This window comes from Paenibacillus sp. MY03 (assembly GCF_002165585.1).
Taxonomy (GTDB): domain Bacteria; phylum Bacillota; class Bacilli; order Paenibacillales; family Paenibacillaceae; genus Pristimantibacillus; species Pristimantibacillus agaridevorans.
This window is the reverse complement of record NZ_MXQD01000009.1, coordinates 232,498-248,764: the sequence shown is the minus strand read 5'-3', so window position 1 is coordinate 248,764 and position 16,267 is coordinate 232,498. Positions and strand designations below refer to the sequence as shown.

Genomic DNA, 16,267 nt, shown 5'->3' with positions numbered 1-16,267 from the left:
AAGTAAGCGCTTTAAAGAGACTGCAAACTCAAACTTATACTGTAATCTCACAAAGTTTCGCTAACTCATCTTCACCCAGAGCTTCCTTAAATACCGCCAAGCCTCCAATAGCTCCGGTATAAAAGTTGCCCATTTCGTTGGAACGATGCACCGCAGCTACTGTAAAGTCTGCGCCATCGTCTCCGCCATCGAATAGTCCCGAATCATACAAATAGGGGTTAAAATTTTCACGTTCATCCAGAACCCCGTCCAAATATACCTTGGCGTATTGCCCGTCATACGTAAAGGCCACGCAATGCCATTCTTCTTTTACAATAGGTGTAGAGCCGATCGCCGAGGTCATGCAATACTTATAACCCGGCGTAGGACCTCCCACCGCCGAAACATGGCCGCAAACCTGGTCGGCACTGTCCCAAATATTTAAATTAACGAACATGCAGTATTGACGTTTCTTTTCCGTCTCATTCCACATCCCCGCTATGGCCTCGCAACCTCGATTGGGAATATTCTCGCGCTTTAGCCAAGCCAATACGGTAAGTTTGGCATCTTTGCCATGAAAGTTCAGTTCAGGACAGGCATGTCTCGGCAGGTTCCACCATTGTCCAAGTTTTACTTGAGCAGCCGCGCCGAATGGTCCGTTCTCAACTCGCTCAATCGGTCCAGCCATTTCGGTTAACGGATAAGGAAATGGTCCCTTTGCTATCGCCTCTTGTCCGGGCTGTTCGGCAAAATCCCAAAACGAAATTAATTGCGGATGGTTCACAATGATACGGTATACATCGTTCATTTCAAAACTCCTTCCAATTATTCGAAGAGTTGTACGAGATACGATCTACACCGAGTATAGCAAGCATCCCCTGTCAAACACTATATACAAAACATGACTCATTTGAACAATTCTATGATGGATTTGTTATCGTAGTTGATCCCGATATTGGCTTGGCGTCATTTGCACCACCTTTTTAAAATTACGAATAAAATTGGAAGAGGTGCTGTATCTTAATTTTTCGGCGATTTCTGAAACCTTTAGGTTGGAGTTCTGCAGCCACTTCTTCGCAATTTCAATCCTGTATTGAGTTAAGTAATCCGTAAAATTAATGCCAGTATCCTTTTTGAACACTCTGCTAATATAGCTTGGGTGATAATGAAGTTGTGCTGCGAATTGCTCAATGCTCAAATCTTGATCAAAATGTTGCTCGATTTCCTGTAGCATCATTTGAGTTATATTTATATCCTGCTTTTGAAGCCGATCCTTGCTCCATTGGGCAAGAGGAGAAATAACTGATTGACTGAACCATCCCTCCAACTGCTCCAATTGGTGGATGCGGTATACGAAATCCAAGCTGAAAGTATCTTTGTTAAACACTTCATGCAAAGCATCTCCTGCATCCAATACAATACCGGTTAAGTGATTAAATAGACGCTGTATATATTGCTGATGCTCATAATGATTCATTTGATTGCTGAGCAATTCCTTCAATATTTCATGCAGTTGACCATTTGCTTGTTCTTCTTCTCCATTTTTTAAAGCATCGATAAGCAAAGCTTCTCTTTCTTTCGGAAAGCGGTAGCTATTAGGTGATTTTGGTTCAACTTCATCAATACATACAATGACGTTAGACCCTAACCTCGTTCGATAGATAAGCGCATCCAGGCTTTCCTGATAGGCAAGCGGGGCTAATATCCAATTATTATATTGTCTGCTTATACCGGCGCTTACCTTTAGTTTTAAATATTGTTGAATGCTGGACTGTATCTCTAATGACTGCTGATAAGCAGTCACATGAAGAGGAGCATTCGTATCCACGCTTTCGCCCATCACAACAACTATACTTTCATTCTGGATGATTGGTACAAGTCGAATGGCATTCGGTACCAGTTCTTCAACAATATTCAGCGCGGCATATTGCAGCAGCTTTCGGTCGGTCTCACTGTAGGGTGTGTCTTCCCAGAAATCTATTTGGAATGAAATTACATTCCAGGAAATCCAATCGCCTGCGAACTTATAATGCTCCAGCTGCTCCTGAATCAAATCGGACTTGACTTCGCCGATAAGTAGCTTAAATACAAAAAATTCCTTTGCTTGCTGATGCAGGCGCTCTACTTCCGTGACAAGTTTGGACTTGGAATGGGTAAGCTCCTTCAAATGTTTATCAATATAATACAGCTCATTATTGATCATATTTTTGGGCTCGGGCTGTATAAAGCGATACATTCGACTGATTGGCAAATATAAGCGATGGGAGAACATATACGCGACAAACAGGACAAGTAAAATGAGTATGCCTACGCTAAGAATAGTATAAAGCTTGATCTGGTTAGCTTTACTCATCAAGAGATCAAGTGGCGTAATCGACATATAAGTCCAATTATTGTAAAGTGAACGATCATACTGAAATAAATAATCCTTCATATAAACAAATGAGCCTGATTCGCCCCGGCTATCAACCAATTGATTATAAAACGGGCTTTCTTGAATATTCGAACCCGATACCGGGCCATGACGAGAAGCTATGACAAGCCCATTTGTATCTGCAATTACCAACTGACTGTTGTAAACATCGCTATTCAGATGTTTTTGCAGCTCTGTTATAGGAATATTAACGATTAACGTGCCGCTGGGCTCTATGGAATGCAACGGAATATGTTTAATGAGCTGCAGAACGGCCAGACTGTTCTCGTCCAGCGAAACTTGCCAAGTAGAAGGTCTCTCTTGTTCCCTATACGTCAGCAGCTTTTTATGCAATTGATGCAAATACAGATCATGACTATCCACGGTAGTCCGATTTTCCATAGGATAGATCGCTCCGCTGTCCACAATCCAATTCTGCTTGTAACTGATCAGATTGACATCCTGAATACCAAACTCGTACACCTGTATTTGCACGAGCGCGTACATTAGTCTTTCGAATATGTCCTGATGCTCATACTGAAAGGGCAGCTTCATCACTGTATCCATCGATATGGAGCTCGTTGTAACGGGAGCGGTAATCACTTGCGTGGTAAGGGTATCGATATTTTTTAAGAGCGCTTCAATCTTTTCTTTGTTCTGATGCAAGATCAACTGATTGCTGCTTGTTAATTCTTCCTTCAAGATCGCATTGGATAGATGAAACGATTGATACCCCAGCAGTAGAACGGGAAATACCCCGATTATTGTACTTAGCAATAATAAATTTTTAAAGTAACTAGGCATCTCCCATCGCTTCATCTATATCCCTCGCCTTCCAATAGATATTTAAAGCGCATAAGGGACTGTACCCTAACGGATACAATCCCTGCATAATGTTAACCTTTATTTCTGCTTATACAATTCCGCTAATTCTTTGGCAACCTGCGAACCGCCTGTTTTCTTCCACAGTTCAACCTGCGCGTCGAAACCGGCTTCGTCGATTTCGCCCATAATATATTTCGTACGCGCATCGGTAATGATGGTGTTGAGCTGTTCATTCTTTTCGATTTGGGTAGGAGAAATCAGGCCAAGAGAAGGGTCCGCCACTCCAACCGCAGAATGCTCGGCCATACGGTTTCTCAGCATCTCATCCCGATCAGAATCCCCTGGCGGATAAATCAGCGCGTCTGTATTGATCAAATTTTTTAAGTCATCGACATTAAACTGCTGTTCCGCGGGTTTCTTCTCGTTTTCCTGCGCAATTCGAACAAACTCCGATTTGGCCTCCTCGCTATTCATCGTATCAAAATATTTCAAAATAGATCGAAGCTCATCCTCGGTTTTCACGCTTGTTTTAGAAATCAATGAACCTCCATTATGGCCTGAAGTCGAAAAGGATAGGTTATTAATAGGTGGTCCCGCCAGCATATCATAATAATTTTTGGTATCCTCTTGCTGGAAATAATAGAATGGTACAACCGCATCCAGTGCTTCAATGCTTAGTCCTACCTTATTATTATAGAGATCCTTACGAGCCTCGTTTCGCACGACAATCGCAAATTCCTTGGTAACCAAACCTTCCGAATACAGCTTTCTTACAAATGCCAAGCCGTCTTTATACTCCGCGGTCTCCACATCCTTGATAAAGCTGCCATCGTCATCCACCCTCCAGTTATTAGGAGAACCGTGCCATGCGAATATATCTCCTGGAATAACGTTTTCATACAAAAGCATTCCGTAGGTATCATTTTGTCCGTTCTGATCGGGATCCTTCTCTTTAAACGCTTTCAATAGATCATAAAACTCATCGATCGTTGCAGGGGCATCCATGCCTACATTTTCAAGCCAATCCTTGCGAATAATCGTGCCGTTACGAACAAGCGGACGTGGACGAGGAATAAAATAATACTTGCCGTCAACCTTTAAATTTTCTATCACTTGTTGATCGAATTTTTTGAGATTCGGGAACTCATCAAGATAAGGTGTCAAATCCCAAAACATTCCTGATCTGATGCCGTTAATAACCGATGTACCATTTGTGTTTTGAATCATGACGACCTGTGGCATATCGCCCGATGTCATCGTAACATTGATTTTTTCTTCATAAACGTTGGCCGGAACGTAAGTGATGTCCAGGTCAGTACCTGTAATGCGTTCCGTTTCCGTAATAATAAATTCGTCCTTCTTAGGCGCAGTGTTAGAGAAATAAGCATTAATCATCGTAATCTTGGAAGCTACCTGAACTTCAGAACTGCTTTGTTTAGTAGGAGAAGAGCTGGACTGCGCAGCTGGCGAAGTCGGAGCGTTAGTTGTGCTGGAATTAGATGAACATGCAGACAAGGCAAACGCAGTTATAAGCAGGACGACGAAATAAAACCAAAGTGTCTTAATAGACTTTAACATTTGTTTTCCCCCTTCACTCATCATAAAAGATAGACTGCGATCTGACTAGGAACATTTAGTAAGTGGTTACAAAATTAAATATAAACGATCCTCTTCCTCCTCCAGCACCCCCTTTTCCAGATTTTCATGGGTTGCATCGCCACTGCAAAGCTTGCCTTGAAACAGTTTGGTGTTTGGATCCACAAGATGCTCTCCCGTAATTAAGTCGAATTCCCAGCCATGCCATGGACAACGAACAATCTCTCCTTCGCGGCCGAGCTTATATTCATACACATTGGAAGGAAGACGCGTGCTTGTCACACGTCCTTTGCATACCGGTGCGCCGAAATGCGGACATGCATTTTTCCACGCATAAAACTTACCTTTAATATTGTAGATCCCGAACTCGGCATTTTTCACTTTGACGATTTTGCAGGACGCCTCGGGCACTTCGGACTTTGTCGCAACCAAGTATTTCTGCATGTTATTTCCCCCAGTTATTAACCTTTAACTGAACCAACCATTGCTCCCTTGACGAAATACTTTTGCAAGAACGGGTATACACACAAGATGGGCGCAGTCGCGACCGTAATGACAGCCATCTTGACCGTGTCCGGCGGTATCGAGGATTCTCCTTCCACGCTGCCTTGCTCGACAAAGCCCGCTTGCGAAACCATAACGATCTGACGAAGCAGCACCTGAATCGGCCATCTATCCGTTTCATTGATATACAGAATCGCATGCATGTACGTATTCCATTGAAACACGGCATAAAAAAGCGCCAAAGTCGCGATTGCCGGAAGTGCCAATGGAATCATAATTCGGATCAGCATCGTCCAATCTCCGCAACCATCCATTTTTGCGGATTCTTCGATTTCCTCCGGTATATTGCGGAAGAAGTTAATTAGAATGATAAGATAAAAAGCAATGATGGCACGCGGGAGCATAAGAGACCAATAGCTGTTCATCAATCCCATTTCCTTCACGACCAAATAGTCCGGTATCATGCCGCCTTGAAAAATCATCGTAAACACGATTAGAAACATGATCACTCTTTTGTAATGGAAACGTCTGCGGGACAGCGGATAGGCTAATGTCGCGGTGAAAGCAAGACAGATCAGCGTTCCAAGGACAGTAATGTAAACGGTGATCCCCAGACTTTTCGGCAAAACGTTCGTTGAAAAAATATATTCATAAGCTTTTAACGAAAACTCCGTTGGTATCAACAAGAAGTCCTTTGAATTATACTCTTTCACGGAAGCGAAGGAGCTGGCAATGACATGAATAAAGGGAAGGACGGTTACAGCGGCAAAGAGAAGAAGCAGAATCGTGTTAATGATGTCAAAGACATGTCTGGAAAACGATTTATCAACCATTAAAACAGCCCCTCCTCTCCGAGCTTCTTCGCCAGCCAATTGGCGACGAGCACAAGCAGCAAACCGACTAATCCTTTAAATAAACCTACTGAAGTCGCGTAGCTCAGCTGCCCGTTAATCAAGCCCACCCTGTAGACGTAAGTGTCAAAAACTTCGGCTACATCCCGGTTCAAGGAATTGATAAGCACGTAAACATGCTCGAAGCTCAGTTCCAAGATGTCGCTTAACTTAAGCAAGAACAAAATAACGATCGTGCTGCGTATACCCGGCAGCGTAATATGCCATATTTGACGAAAACGATTGGCTCCATCCATCTTCGCCGCTTCATATAGCTCGGGGCTTACGGCTGTCAAGGCGGCTAAATAAATAATGGTGCCCCACCCAGATTCGCGCCATATCACCTGCAAAATATACATCGGTCTAAATAGATCCGAGCTCATCATAATCGTAAACTTCTCAAAACCAAGCCGCTCAAGCAATAGCTGAAAGGCACTTTGCTCGGATTCGAATAGAACAAAAAACATCGCTACGACGACAACCCAGGACATAAAGTGTGGAATATACACAAGAGTCTGGATTGATCGCTTGAACCATTCTCTGCGCAGCTCATTCAGCATCAGGGCCAAAATAATCGGCGCGGGAAAAGCAAATACAATCTGAAATAGGGACAACATCAATGTGTTGCGCATCAGCGTTATAAAGTCGTAATCGGTAAACAAACGCTCAAAATGCTTGAAACCAACCCATGGACTGTTTAGAAATCCAGTGAAGGGATGAAAGTCCTGAAAAGCAATGACGACTCCGCCCATGGGCAAATATTTAAAAACAATAAAGTAAAGGATTCCCGGTATCGCCATATAGTACAGCAAATGATCACGTCGCATGTCTTTCATGATTTTCACAAATCGTCTCTGCACGGCAGGATTCCTTTCTCCTGAGTATTATTCCAGGCGATATAGCTTTGCAGCTGTCCCTCCCTGGATCTTCGCTCTTAGCTCCTTGGGAAAACGCTGCAAGGTTAATTTCGGATGATCGAAATCCCAATGCGGATAATCGCTGGAATACATAATGTTGTTCTCAGCACGGCACATTTGAATGATCTGCATCAAATGATCGGGATGATCCGGTTCTTCAATGGGCTGAGTCGTTAAAAATAAATGCTCGCGAATATATTCGGAAGGCAGCTTTTTCAGCCAAGGCGTGGAATCGCGTAACGCCTTATAGTTTTTGTCCATTCTCCACATGAGATGAGCCAGCCAGGTGATGCCGCCCTCGATTGCGACTACCTTAAGCGCAGGAAATTTTTCAAATACGCCTTCGCAAACCATGGAGTTGACATGCGCCATATAATTGGTTGGCAATATATTGTGCCACTCCATATAACGCGATGGATAACCCGATGGAGTTGCTGCACCCGTCAACCCGCGTCCCTCTGTTCCAGGGTGGAAGGAAACAGGGAGCCCATAACGTTCGGCCTCTTCGTAAATAGGATGATAGAAACGATGACCATATAATCGGTTAGCGGCACTGCACATAATGACCTCGACTATATCCGGATGACCGCCAATTCGTTCAATCTCCCTGGCGGAATAGACAGGGTCGGAATGATTGATCAACATCGCTCCCTTTAATCTGGAATCAATCGGTAACCAATGCTGAATTAAGTAATCATTGTAGGCGCTTACAAGAGCGTTGCCATAATCGATATCGGGATGAAGAGACACCTCAAGAATGCTTTGTCCTGTTAAAATGCCATAATCGAATTGATAACGATCCAAATGATCCTTGACTAAAAAATGAGGATCGCTGCCCGAGCTTCCGCCTGCATCAGGAATCGCGTCTCTGCGCAATACTCCCACCTGGGAATAATAAGGCTGTCCTAGTCCTGTACGCTGTCCTAACCACTGCTCATGCCATACCTTCGGCAAATAAGGCAACAGATCGGCTTCGGATTTTAATCCGTTGTGAATATCCGTATCGATGAGCAAGTTTTTTTTCTTTTCGGTACGATTTGCTGATGTTTCCATGCCATCACCTCCAAGCTTGGTTGATACCCTTATCGTATTGGAGGAGCCGATTTCCAGATATAATCAATTCGTGACGATTGCTGCCCTAGGCACAGTTGCAGCAATTTCCATGAGAAAATGTTCAATAGATGACTGTCAATAATCATTTTTTTCCTTCGTTATCCTGTACGCTAACGTCAAACAGCCCCCACCATGGAGTCCAGGATGGGGGCTGTTGCTTTGCATTATAAATTTTTTCACCTTCTAATTCCCCAAATCCGTCGCATCGATCTCGACGAATTTGTTTCCGCCATCCTCCCAGCCAGCCAGCGGGATCAAAGTCACCGAATAAAGTCTCATCAGCTCATCCCCATCGATCCGGACAGGCATAATCATCAAGTCATGCTCGCCGGACGTTATGCCGAGCTCATGCTCGGCCAACAGCCGTTCGCCGGTTGACGACGGGACAATGCGGCCTTCGATACGTTGATCGCCCAAGGCAATCGCATAGCTGCCAAGACAGACCGCGCCCCGTGAGCCATACGCCATCACCAGCTTGAACATGCCTCGATGTTCCAACCGCACTCTCCACTTGACCAGTTGATGGATACTGCTCCAATCCCGGATATAGTCATTGTCCTTTTTTCCGTCGCCGTAACCGATTCCCTGACTGACTTCAGCATCAAATGCTTTCAGCACCGTTGCTTCGGTCCGACCGATGAGTCGCGCGGGATTCACCTCGGGTTCGCCGTCAACTTCAACGGCCACCACGCTATTGACGGGATCAGGAGCCTGTACCGATACATCGATCTGCCAGTCGCAGGCGTTCAAGCGCGTGGTCTGCAAGGGCTTGCGCTCAGGGTCTGCCAACAGCCAAGCTTTCCTGATATGGCTCCTCAGACCTCCCAGCACCAAACTTCCGTCCTCCGGCCAGTTGAAGACATGGAGATACAGCATGCCGCCCTTTCGGGTCGACTCTCCCCAGCCTTGTACAGGAAGCGGCGTCCGTCCGGCGCCATAGATGCTTTCGCCGTTGGCATCCAGCCAGTTTCCGAGCGACCGAAGAATCGGAATATCCCGCTCGTCGATCCGTCCATCGCCCATCGGCCCCAGATTCATCAGCACATTTCCGCCGCGAGCCGCCGACTTGGCCAGCAGCCGAATAAAGACGCTTGCCGGCTTATGGCTGTGGTCATCGGCCGAGTAGCCGTAAGATTCGTTGGTCGTCGGGATCGTCTCCCAATCGCCCGGGCAAGGGAAAATATCAAGCGCCCGATCCGCCGTATTGACATAGTCGGCAAAGCTGCCATAACCAAACCCGTTAGCCAGCCTTCCGTTTACCACCACCCGGTCGTCCGTCTGGCGGATCGCCCGCAAAATCCTTAAATTTTCCGAGAGAGGAAGCTTGTGGGGGGTATCGAACCATAAAAGATCGGGTCCATATTTGCGGATAAGCTCGACAATTTGCGGGATCGCCTTCCGGTCTACATAATAGTCCGCTACCCGGGGCAGCAGCTCCGGATGTTCGCTGAACCACAGCTTGCCTGGTCCCTCGTACAGCTTTAAATCGCCGCCGGGATTGGTATACTCCCAGTCATTGCCCGGCGCGTCCGGATGCTCCCAATCGAAGGCATGGGAATAATACAGACCGAAGGCAAGGCCATGACGCCTGCAGGCGTCCCTAAGCTCCATCAGCGGATCGCGCGCGAACGGTGTCAAGCGAATATCGAACGGATAAGCCTCGGAAGGATACATGGCAAAGCCGTCATGATGTTTGGCCGTGATGACCACATACTTCATGCCTGCGGCTTTTATAAGCTGTACCCAGGCTTCGGCATCGAAGCTTTCCGGATTAAACTTCTCGATAAATTCGCGCCGGTATTCCTCCAAACTGATCTTCCGGGCTCTCATCAGATGCTCTGCATACCCCTTCGAAGGCTCTCCTTTCCACCTTCCGCCCGATAAAGAGTACACTCCCCAATGAATAAAACAGCCGAAACTCGCCTCGCGCCACCAGGCAATCCGCTTCTCCTTGCCGGCGAGGGACTCGGGCCACCATGTCTCGACCGCTTGCCGGATAGCCTCCCGATCACGGACTTCGGGCTCCGGGATGACCGGCGTTATGACCCGGATTGAACCGAACGGGAAGGCCGAGGCTCGCTTGAGACGGAACGTCTCCAGGGCGCTTCCTCCTGTAATAACCTTGGAATCGCCCGTAAAACGCTCTCCGGCATACACGATAGCCTGATAGCCTGGAGCAACCTGTATAGCATCAACTTCCCCCTCGCATAGTCCATGCTCAAGCAATTGGGGAAAACCATATTCACCCGTATGGAATTCAACCGATGATTCCGCTTGGCGGATCGTAACGGCCGGCGTTTCCATGCACTTCTTCATACGAATACCTCCTGCAATTACTTATTCGGGAGCAATCGGAATCACCATGTTCCATGTATGCGAAGCACGTCTAAATCCTCCATCTCCGTCTGCCGTCGCCGCAAACAAGTGCGTCGGCTTCCCGTCCTGGAATAAAATGAACGGCCGCTCAAAGCTTCCCATCGTCGACACCGAGCCGTCATCCCATGCAACCGTTCTGGAATACGCTTTGGGCGTGTCCGACATTTGCCACTTCAGACCATCCTCGGAATAGGCATGTATGCCGGCATGCCGCTCCCCGCATATATGGCCGTCCATATCTTTGGCGATAAGCTCGTACCTGTCGCCCGAATGCCACACAAAAGGGTCCTCCAGGTGGAAGCGGGCCGGCGGGAACAGCGGCTTCTCGCTGATCACGCGGTAGACACTGTCGAAACTGTCGGCCCGAGCCGCGCCGAACGTCATCTGTCCATGTTTGTTCCCTTCATATCGCCGCGCTTTGTAGATCAGCAGCACGGATCCGTCCCTGTGCAGACACGGAGCCGGGTTGGAAGTGAGAAAGCTGTCGAAGCAGCCCGGGCGGGTCGGCATAATAGGGGCATCCTTTCTCACCCATGGGCCAAACACGCTCTTGGAGACAGCTATTCCGATCCGCTTGTTGGCTCGGGCGACGATCGTGCGGGCATCTTCGAGTCCCAGCTCCTCTCCCTCCGTCACGTCGTTAAGAGGATGAGTGGAGCCCATATAATAAAGCACGTAAGTATCTCCATGCTTCGTGATATGCGGATTGTGCGTGCTTCGGCCATCCCAATATTCCGCTCCTCGGGCAGGCAGCACCACCTCTTGGAAGGCGTAGGGCCCTTCCGGAGTATCGGACACCGCCCGAACGACTTCGGAGTGGACCAGCCAGCCCGGATGCATCGGCAGATGCTTCGGCCAACGGGAAGCAAACATATGGAAGCGGCCGTCCTCTCCTTGGACAACGGAGCCGCACCATACCCAATACCCCTCCATGCGGAAGCCCCCGGCTCGCGGAGCCGGAAGCAGACGGTCATAAAGACTGCGAGATGTTGTTTTCATAGGACCCTCCACCCCGGCATCAGCAGCAGCCGCTCACCGGGCTTCGTCTCAAGCTCGAGTCGTTCCCCGGCAAACGTTGCTTCATCCGTCCCGTCCCGATAGACCTTGGCGCCCCGATCCGGCCATGGATTAAGCAGATTGAGCCGTCTTCCCCGTTCGCTTTCGACGAGGATATAACTCACCTCTCCGTTTTGCCATTCGCTGCTGACGACAAACGCGCCAAACGCTCTCAGCTTTTTGAATTTCGCCTCTCTGTCCCGAGGCCAAGCCGGAAATAAACGAAGAATGCCTTGATGGCTTTGCAACAGCATTTCGTGCAGGCACGCGGGAACGCCGGCCGTATCCTCTATTCCTCCGCCTCCGTGATGTATCGACAAGTTCGGTAGCGAATAACTTTCGCATTCCGCTCTCAGACGGTTCAGAAGCTCGACCGGATCATAGCCGACCCGCGCGGCAGCCGCGTAATAGGTCGGGAAGGCGTTGAAATCGGACCAGCGCTGCATCTCGGCCACCGTGTCTTGCGCAATCTTCAACTCATCGGACGAACTGTCGAGCCCGATCATCCCTGCGGGGAATACATGCTGCACCGCCAAAGAATTGCGGTCGTTCCAGCTCATCCCCTCTTCGGTCAGCCGATAGACCGATTTTCCGTTGCGTTCCATTAGCGGATAATCGCTCAAGTGCGACAGGATATGTCGCCACTTCGGCCGTCTGTCCTCGTCCATTTCAAGCTCAGTGCTCAAATCGATCATGGCCCCAAGCACCATTCGCACAAAACCGAGCGAAAGAATCGGGTTTTTCCGATCATGGGATCTTTCATGGATGTCGTCGTCGTAGATGACGTAGCGTCCGTCTTCCAGGACCAGATAGTCCTCCCAGAAATCCGCAACTTCCAGCAGATAAGGATATACCATTCGCGCATAGTCCATATCGTAAGTATAGTAGATATGCATGAGCAGATTGACGGCCGCGAACGAGGCATTGGATTTTTGTCCATGAAACATCATGGAGCAAATCATCCCGTCCGGTCCGAGCTCGACCGGCATATAGATGCCGCGGCAGTTCAGCTTCTCCCTGGCCAGACGTTTGCCAAGCGGCAAGAATGCCAGCAGAGGGCCGGCGTAGCCCGATGCCAAGTCGATCCGGTTGCCGGTATATAAACCAAAGTAAGGCGATTCGTAATTGTAGTTCATCGTATAAGAACCGGTCCATTTCGGCCGATCTGTCGTCACCCAGTTGCCGAACAGCCCCGGCTGGGTTTTGTCCGGGCGCATGCAAGAGCCGATTATATAATAGGAAGCGTAATAATATTTCTCGAGTACGGGATCGCCGATCTCGACGGAAGATGCGCTCCAATACTCTCTCCACCAGCTCCGATGCTCCCGCTTTCGTTGCTCCAGTCCGTCCAGACCTTCCGCTGCATACTCGCCCAATCGATCCAAAGCGCCTCGCAAGCAATCCGGCTCATCCAGGTTGCTGACGATCGCCGTCACGATGGCCAGCCGTTCTCCCGCCCGGAGCTTGCAGGAGGCTTCCACGTTTTGAAACAGCCATTTGCTTTGCGAATCGACGCCGATGACACGGCTTGCGACCGCAACGCGGCGCACCTCCGGCAGACTGCCGGGATTGGCGGCGTACCGGAACCATACCGCTTCGGCTTCAACCCCGTTGTCATAATGGAATACCTCGTCGGTGCCGCTCTCGCCGGCATGGAGTCTGGCCGACAGCTCCAGCTCCCCGGCTTCGCATGACAGCTCGGTTACCAGTACGTTGGCGGCGGCGGAAACCCAGGAACAGATCTCAATATGCGCCCGATCGTTCCGGAACGAACTCCGCGTCTCGGCATTCAAAATATCCTGCTCCAGCAAATACGACGCATCCTCGAGCTCCGGCATCCGCAGCGACAACTGTCCTACCGTAATGATACGGGCGCCCGTTCGTCGGCCTTTGTCCCGGAGCAGGCGGTCGACCCGCTGCTCCCCGCCTTCGCCAAGATGAGGCTGAGTCCAAAAATCGTTTTTGCCGATATAATAGGTTTGTTGACAAGCTTCTCCCCCGATCGCCACGCCGACATCCCCGTTGCCAAGCAGCGGCGCATCCGTCCACATATCCGTTGGAATGCGGGCGGGAGGACGCCGGAATACGCCCGTCCTGTCCTTCCATTGCTCTTCCCGAATGATGATTTCGTCCTGGTCGTTACGTACTTTCGCTTCCATTGCTCTCCTCCTCGTCTAATTTCCTTGCTGTGGCTGTATCGGCTATATCGGGGGCTGCAGCTCCAGGTGCAAGCGCAGCGGCCTCTCATCCAGCTCAACGGACACGGGAAGTCCCGGCCGGTATTCGAAATTCTGAATTCGTGCCACAAAGTCCGGCAATACAAGCTGGACGACCTGAGGTCCGCCGCCAGCACGCAGCGTTACGTCCAGCCTTTGTTCTCCCCGGTCCCAGTCAAGCTCGCATTGCACTCCGCCTCTTGACAGTAACGGTCCCGCCGAACCCCGGATCCAGCGTGACGGCAGCGCCGGGAGCAGATGCAGCTCGCCGGGCACGGAGAACAGCAGCATCTCTTGCACCGCCGCCGTCCAGCCCATATTGGCATCCAGCTGCACGGGCGTCCAGTCCATGTCCACGCCGATGCCCATCCCCCGCCAGTCGTTATGGAGCGTCATCAGATTGTTCATGACACAGGAGCGGCCAAGGATATCCAGACATTCCAATGCCAAATCCCCTTCTCCCATACGCGCATAGTTATTTGCCATATGGGCAAGCGACCAGCCCGACTGCTCCTTCAGTCCAATAACGAGCCGCTTCCGGATCGCCTGGACGAACGAGCCGAACAACTCCGGATCGTTCTGCCGCGTCACTTCGATTCCCGGAAAGACGGGATATGCATGCGACTGATGGCGATGATGGTAATTGTCGTCGAAGTCGGGATGCATCCATTCGCGTATGGCGCCGTCCCCGTTGATCTGATAAGGAGGAATCCGCTCCAACATGGCCCTCCACTGGTGCTCTTCTTCCCCGCCGTCTCCGATCGCGCGCAAGCCGTCGGCCAAATTGCCTAACAATTCCTTGGCGATCGCGAAATCCATGGTTGCATTCATCGTTGTTCCCATCGAGTGACGAGGCCCCTTCCAATAGTTCCCCGGCGTATTCTCCGGCGAATTGGAAGGCGAGCTCACAAAGAACCCATCCTCGCCAAGGATAAAAAAATCCCTGTAGAACCATGCGGCCTCGCGCATGAACGGAATCGCGCGGTCGCGTAAAAAGACCGCATCGCCCGTATGCAGGTAATAGTCATAATACAACTGGCTGATCCAGCCCGCGCCGCCGGTCCAGTGGATAATGTGAGGCTGAATATTTTTGAGCAGGCCCGAATCCGGCGCCGTCGGGGCGGGGATATAGATGCCGCGGCAACCGTATAAGCGGCGCGCATTCGTTCGGAAGTCGTCCATCAGCGACTCCATGTAGTCGAACACGGCCAGCATCTGATCCGGCATATTGCCGGAGAGCGCTTGCCAATACATCATTTGCAAATTTTCATTGACCATATGAAATGCCCATAACGCATCGTAATCGCCAGCCCATAACCCATACAGATGGCACGGCTGCCCTTTCTCTCGCGAAGCGGAAATCAGCAAATAACGCCCGTATGCCCACATCTTCTCCATAAGCGCATCCGGCGTCTCGCCCCGGTATGCCTCCATCAGCAGCTCCTCATTGGAGCGCTCGCGTCCCTTTGCCTTCAAATCGAAGGACGAAGCATGGAACAATCGGCCGTGCTCCGCCCCATGCCGTGCGAGCAAGGAACCGTAATCGTCATCCATCTCGCGAAGCCCGAGCGTCAAACGTTCCCATTCGCGCTCCCTCTCCCCCGACGGAAACAGCCGTATGATCGCCAGCAGCGAATCGGCGCCTTCGATCGCGCAGTCTTGTTCGCCGGCGCCCATTGTCCCCGACCTGGCCGAGATCCGGGCGACGGCACCGAAGTCGGAGCCGTCATTGTTGCGAGCGGCATAATACAAATAATCGCCATCTCTCTTTGTTTCTACCTCCTGAGGGATGTAAGCCGTGCCTGGCCTGCGGGTATCCTCGGGGTTATGTAGCTGAAAGGCCAGTCTGGCATCCAGTGCAAGCGGGCCTTGCTTTCGAATTTCCAGAACGACGGCATCGTCCGTACGAGAGACGAACAATGCTCTTTCGTAAGCGGTCCCGCCATCCTTCCATCCGACAACGATCTCCCCGGTTGCCATGTTCAGCCTTCGCTCGTAATCGCGGAACGCTTGCCGCTGCGGCATAAAGATCTTAAGATCGCCCAGCGGCAGAGGCGAAGCAATCTTTGGCTCATACCCGCTCGCGCGCAAGCCTCCGGCCAACACGACTTCGGCCGTCTCCGCTTCTCCCCCGCTTACCAGGCGGCGAACCTCGGGCAGCATGGCGCTTATATCCGGCAGCTCCGGCGTCGAGCCTTTGCGCCATAACAGCTCATGATTAAGCAGCACGGTTTCTTCGTACACCCCTCCGTATACCGAGGCGCCAATGTTTCCGTTGCCCGACGGCATCGCTTCCCTCCACTGGGAACGCCACCATGATGCGGGATAACGCATCGTTAATATATGTTTATGATCGGTCGTGCGATTGGCCGAATACATGGA

11 protein-coding genes are annotated in these 16,267 nt (G+C 50.1%); all 11 read right to left on the bottom strand.

The genetic code is table 11. From position 1 onward, the window contains the following. Nucleotides 1–34: 34 nt before the first annotated feature. Entirely contained in the window at nt 35–787 is a 753-nt protein-coding gene (locus tag B1748_RS11490; protein WP_087568037.1) for a LamG-like jellyroll fold domain-containing protein, read from the bottom strand. A gap of 126 nt (nt 788–913) precedes the next feature. Further along, nucleotides 914–3,211, bottom strand: a complete 2,298-nt coding sequence (locus B1748_RS11485; protein WP_087568036.1) for a helix-turn-helix domain-containing protein — start codon at nt 3,209–3,211, stop codon at nt 914–916. An 84-nt stretch (nt 3,212–3,295) separates the two neighbouring features. Continuing rightward, a complete protein-coding gene (locus B1748_RS11480; RefSeq protein WP_179215533.1) occupies nt 3,296–4,795 on the bottom strand; it encodes an extracellular solute-binding protein in 1,500 nt (499 codons plus the stop codon). A 66-nt stretch (nt 4,796–4,861) separates the two neighbouring features. After that, nucleotides 4,862–5,257, bottom strand: coding sequence for a Rieske (2Fe-2S) protein (locus B1748_RS11475; RefSeq protein WP_087568034.1), 396 nt, complete (start codon nt 5,255–5,257; stop codon nt 4,862–4,864). Nucleotides 5,258–5,274: 17 nt separating this feature from the next. Beyond that, nucleotides 5,275–6,150 carry a carbohydrate ABC transporter permease gene (locus B1748_RS11470; RefSeq protein ID WP_087568033.1) on the bottom strand — a complete coding sequence of 292 codons (876 nt, stop codon included), beginning with the start codon at nt 6,148–6,150 and terminating at the stop codon, nt 5,275–5,277. Further along, complete coding sequence (locus tag B1748_RS11465) at nt 6,150–7,043, bottom strand: ABC transporter permease (protein ID WP_087568093.1); 894 nt, start codon at nt 7,041–7,043, stop codon at nt 6,150–6,152. The genes B1748_RS11470 and B1748_RS11465 overlap by 1 nt, the downstream gene beginning before the upstream one ends. A gap of 48 nt (nt 7,044–7,091) precedes the next feature. Next, nucleotides 7,092–8,177 carry an amidohydrolase family protein gene (locus B1748_RS11460; RefSeq protein ID WP_087568032.1) on the bottom strand — a complete coding sequence of 362 codons (1,086 nt, stop codon included), beginning with the start codon at nt 8,175–8,177 and terminating at the stop codon, nt 7,092–7,094. 243 nt (nt 8,178–8,420) lie between these two features. Then, nucleotides 8,421–10,553 (bottom strand): alpha-L-fucosidase, encoded by a 2,133-nt coding sequence (locus B1748_RS11455; RefSeq protein ID WP_218781626.1) that lies wholly within the window; start codon nt 10,551–10,553, stop codon nt 8,421–8,423. 21 nt (nt 10,554–10,574) lie between these two features. Next, nucleotides 10,575–11,612 (bottom strand): glycoside hydrolase family protein, encoded by a 1,038-nt coding sequence (locus B1748_RS11450; protein ID WP_087568031.1) that lies wholly within the window; start codon nt 11,610–11,612, stop codon nt 10,575–10,577. After that, nucleotides 11,609–13,828 (bottom strand): glycosyl hydrolase family 95 catalytic domain-containing protein, encoded by a 2,220-nt coding sequence (locus B1748_RS11445; RefSeq protein ID WP_087568030.1) that lies wholly within the window; start codon nt 13,826–13,828, stop codon nt 11,609–11,611. Before B1748_RS11445 ends, B1748_RS11450 begins: the two co-directional genes overlap by 4 nt. 42 nt (nt 13,829–13,870) lie before the next feature. Further along, on the bottom strand, nt 13,871–16,264 hold the full coding sequence (locus B1748_RS11440; RefSeq protein ID WP_087568029.1) for a glycosyl hydrolase family 95 catalytic domain-containing protein: 2,394 nt from the start codon (nt 16,262–16,264) through the stop codon (nt 13,871–13,873). Nucleotides 16,265–16,267 lie beyond the last annotated feature (3 nt).

Excerpts from the sequence above, each read along its gene's own strand:
- B1748_RS11450 (WP_087568031.1), bottom strand. The coding sequence starts at position 11,612 with ATGAAAACAACATCTCGCAGTCTTTATGACCGTCTGCTTCCGGCTCCG.
- B1748_RS11460 (WP_087568032.1), bottom strand. The coding sequence starts at position 8,177 with ATGGAAACATCAGCAAATCGTACCGAAAAGAAAAAAAACTTGCTCATC.
- B1748_RS11470 (WP_087568033.1), bottom strand. The coding sequence starts at position 6,150 with ATGGTTGATAAATCGTTTTCCAGACATGTCTTTGACATCATTAACACG.
- B1748_RS11465 (WP_087568093.1), bottom strand. The coding sequence starts at position 7,043 with ATGAAAGACATGCGACGTGATCATTTGCTGTACTATATGGCGATACCG.
- B1748_RS11475 (WP_087568034.1), bottom strand. The coding sequence starts at position 5,257 with ATGCAGAAATACTTGGTTGCGACAAAGTCCGAAGTGCCCGAGGCGTCC.
- B1748_RS11490 (WP_087568037.1), bottom strand. The coding sequence starts at position 787 with ATGAACGATGTATACCGTATCATTGTGAACCATCCGCAATTAATTTCG.
- B1748_RS11440 (WP_087568029.1), bottom strand. The coding sequence starts at position 16,264 with ATGTATTCGGCCAATCGCACGACCGATCATAAACATATATTAACGATG.
- B1748_RS11455 (WP_218781626.1), bottom strand. The coding sequence starts at position 10,553 with ATGAAGAAGTGCATGGAAACGCCGGCCGTTACGATCCGCCAAGCGGAA.
- B1748_RS11480 (WP_179215533.1), bottom strand. The coding sequence starts at position 4,795 with ATGTTAAAGTCTATTAAGACACTTTGGTTTTATTTCGTCGTCCTGCTT.
- B1748_RS11445 (WP_087568030.1), bottom strand. The coding sequence starts at position 13,828 with ATGGAAGCGAAAGTACGTAACGACCAGGACGAAATCATCATTCGGGAA.
- B1748_RS11485 (WP_087568036.1), bottom strand. The coding sequence starts at position 3,211 with ATGAAGCGATGGGAGATGCCTAGTTACTTTAAAAATTTATTATTGCTA.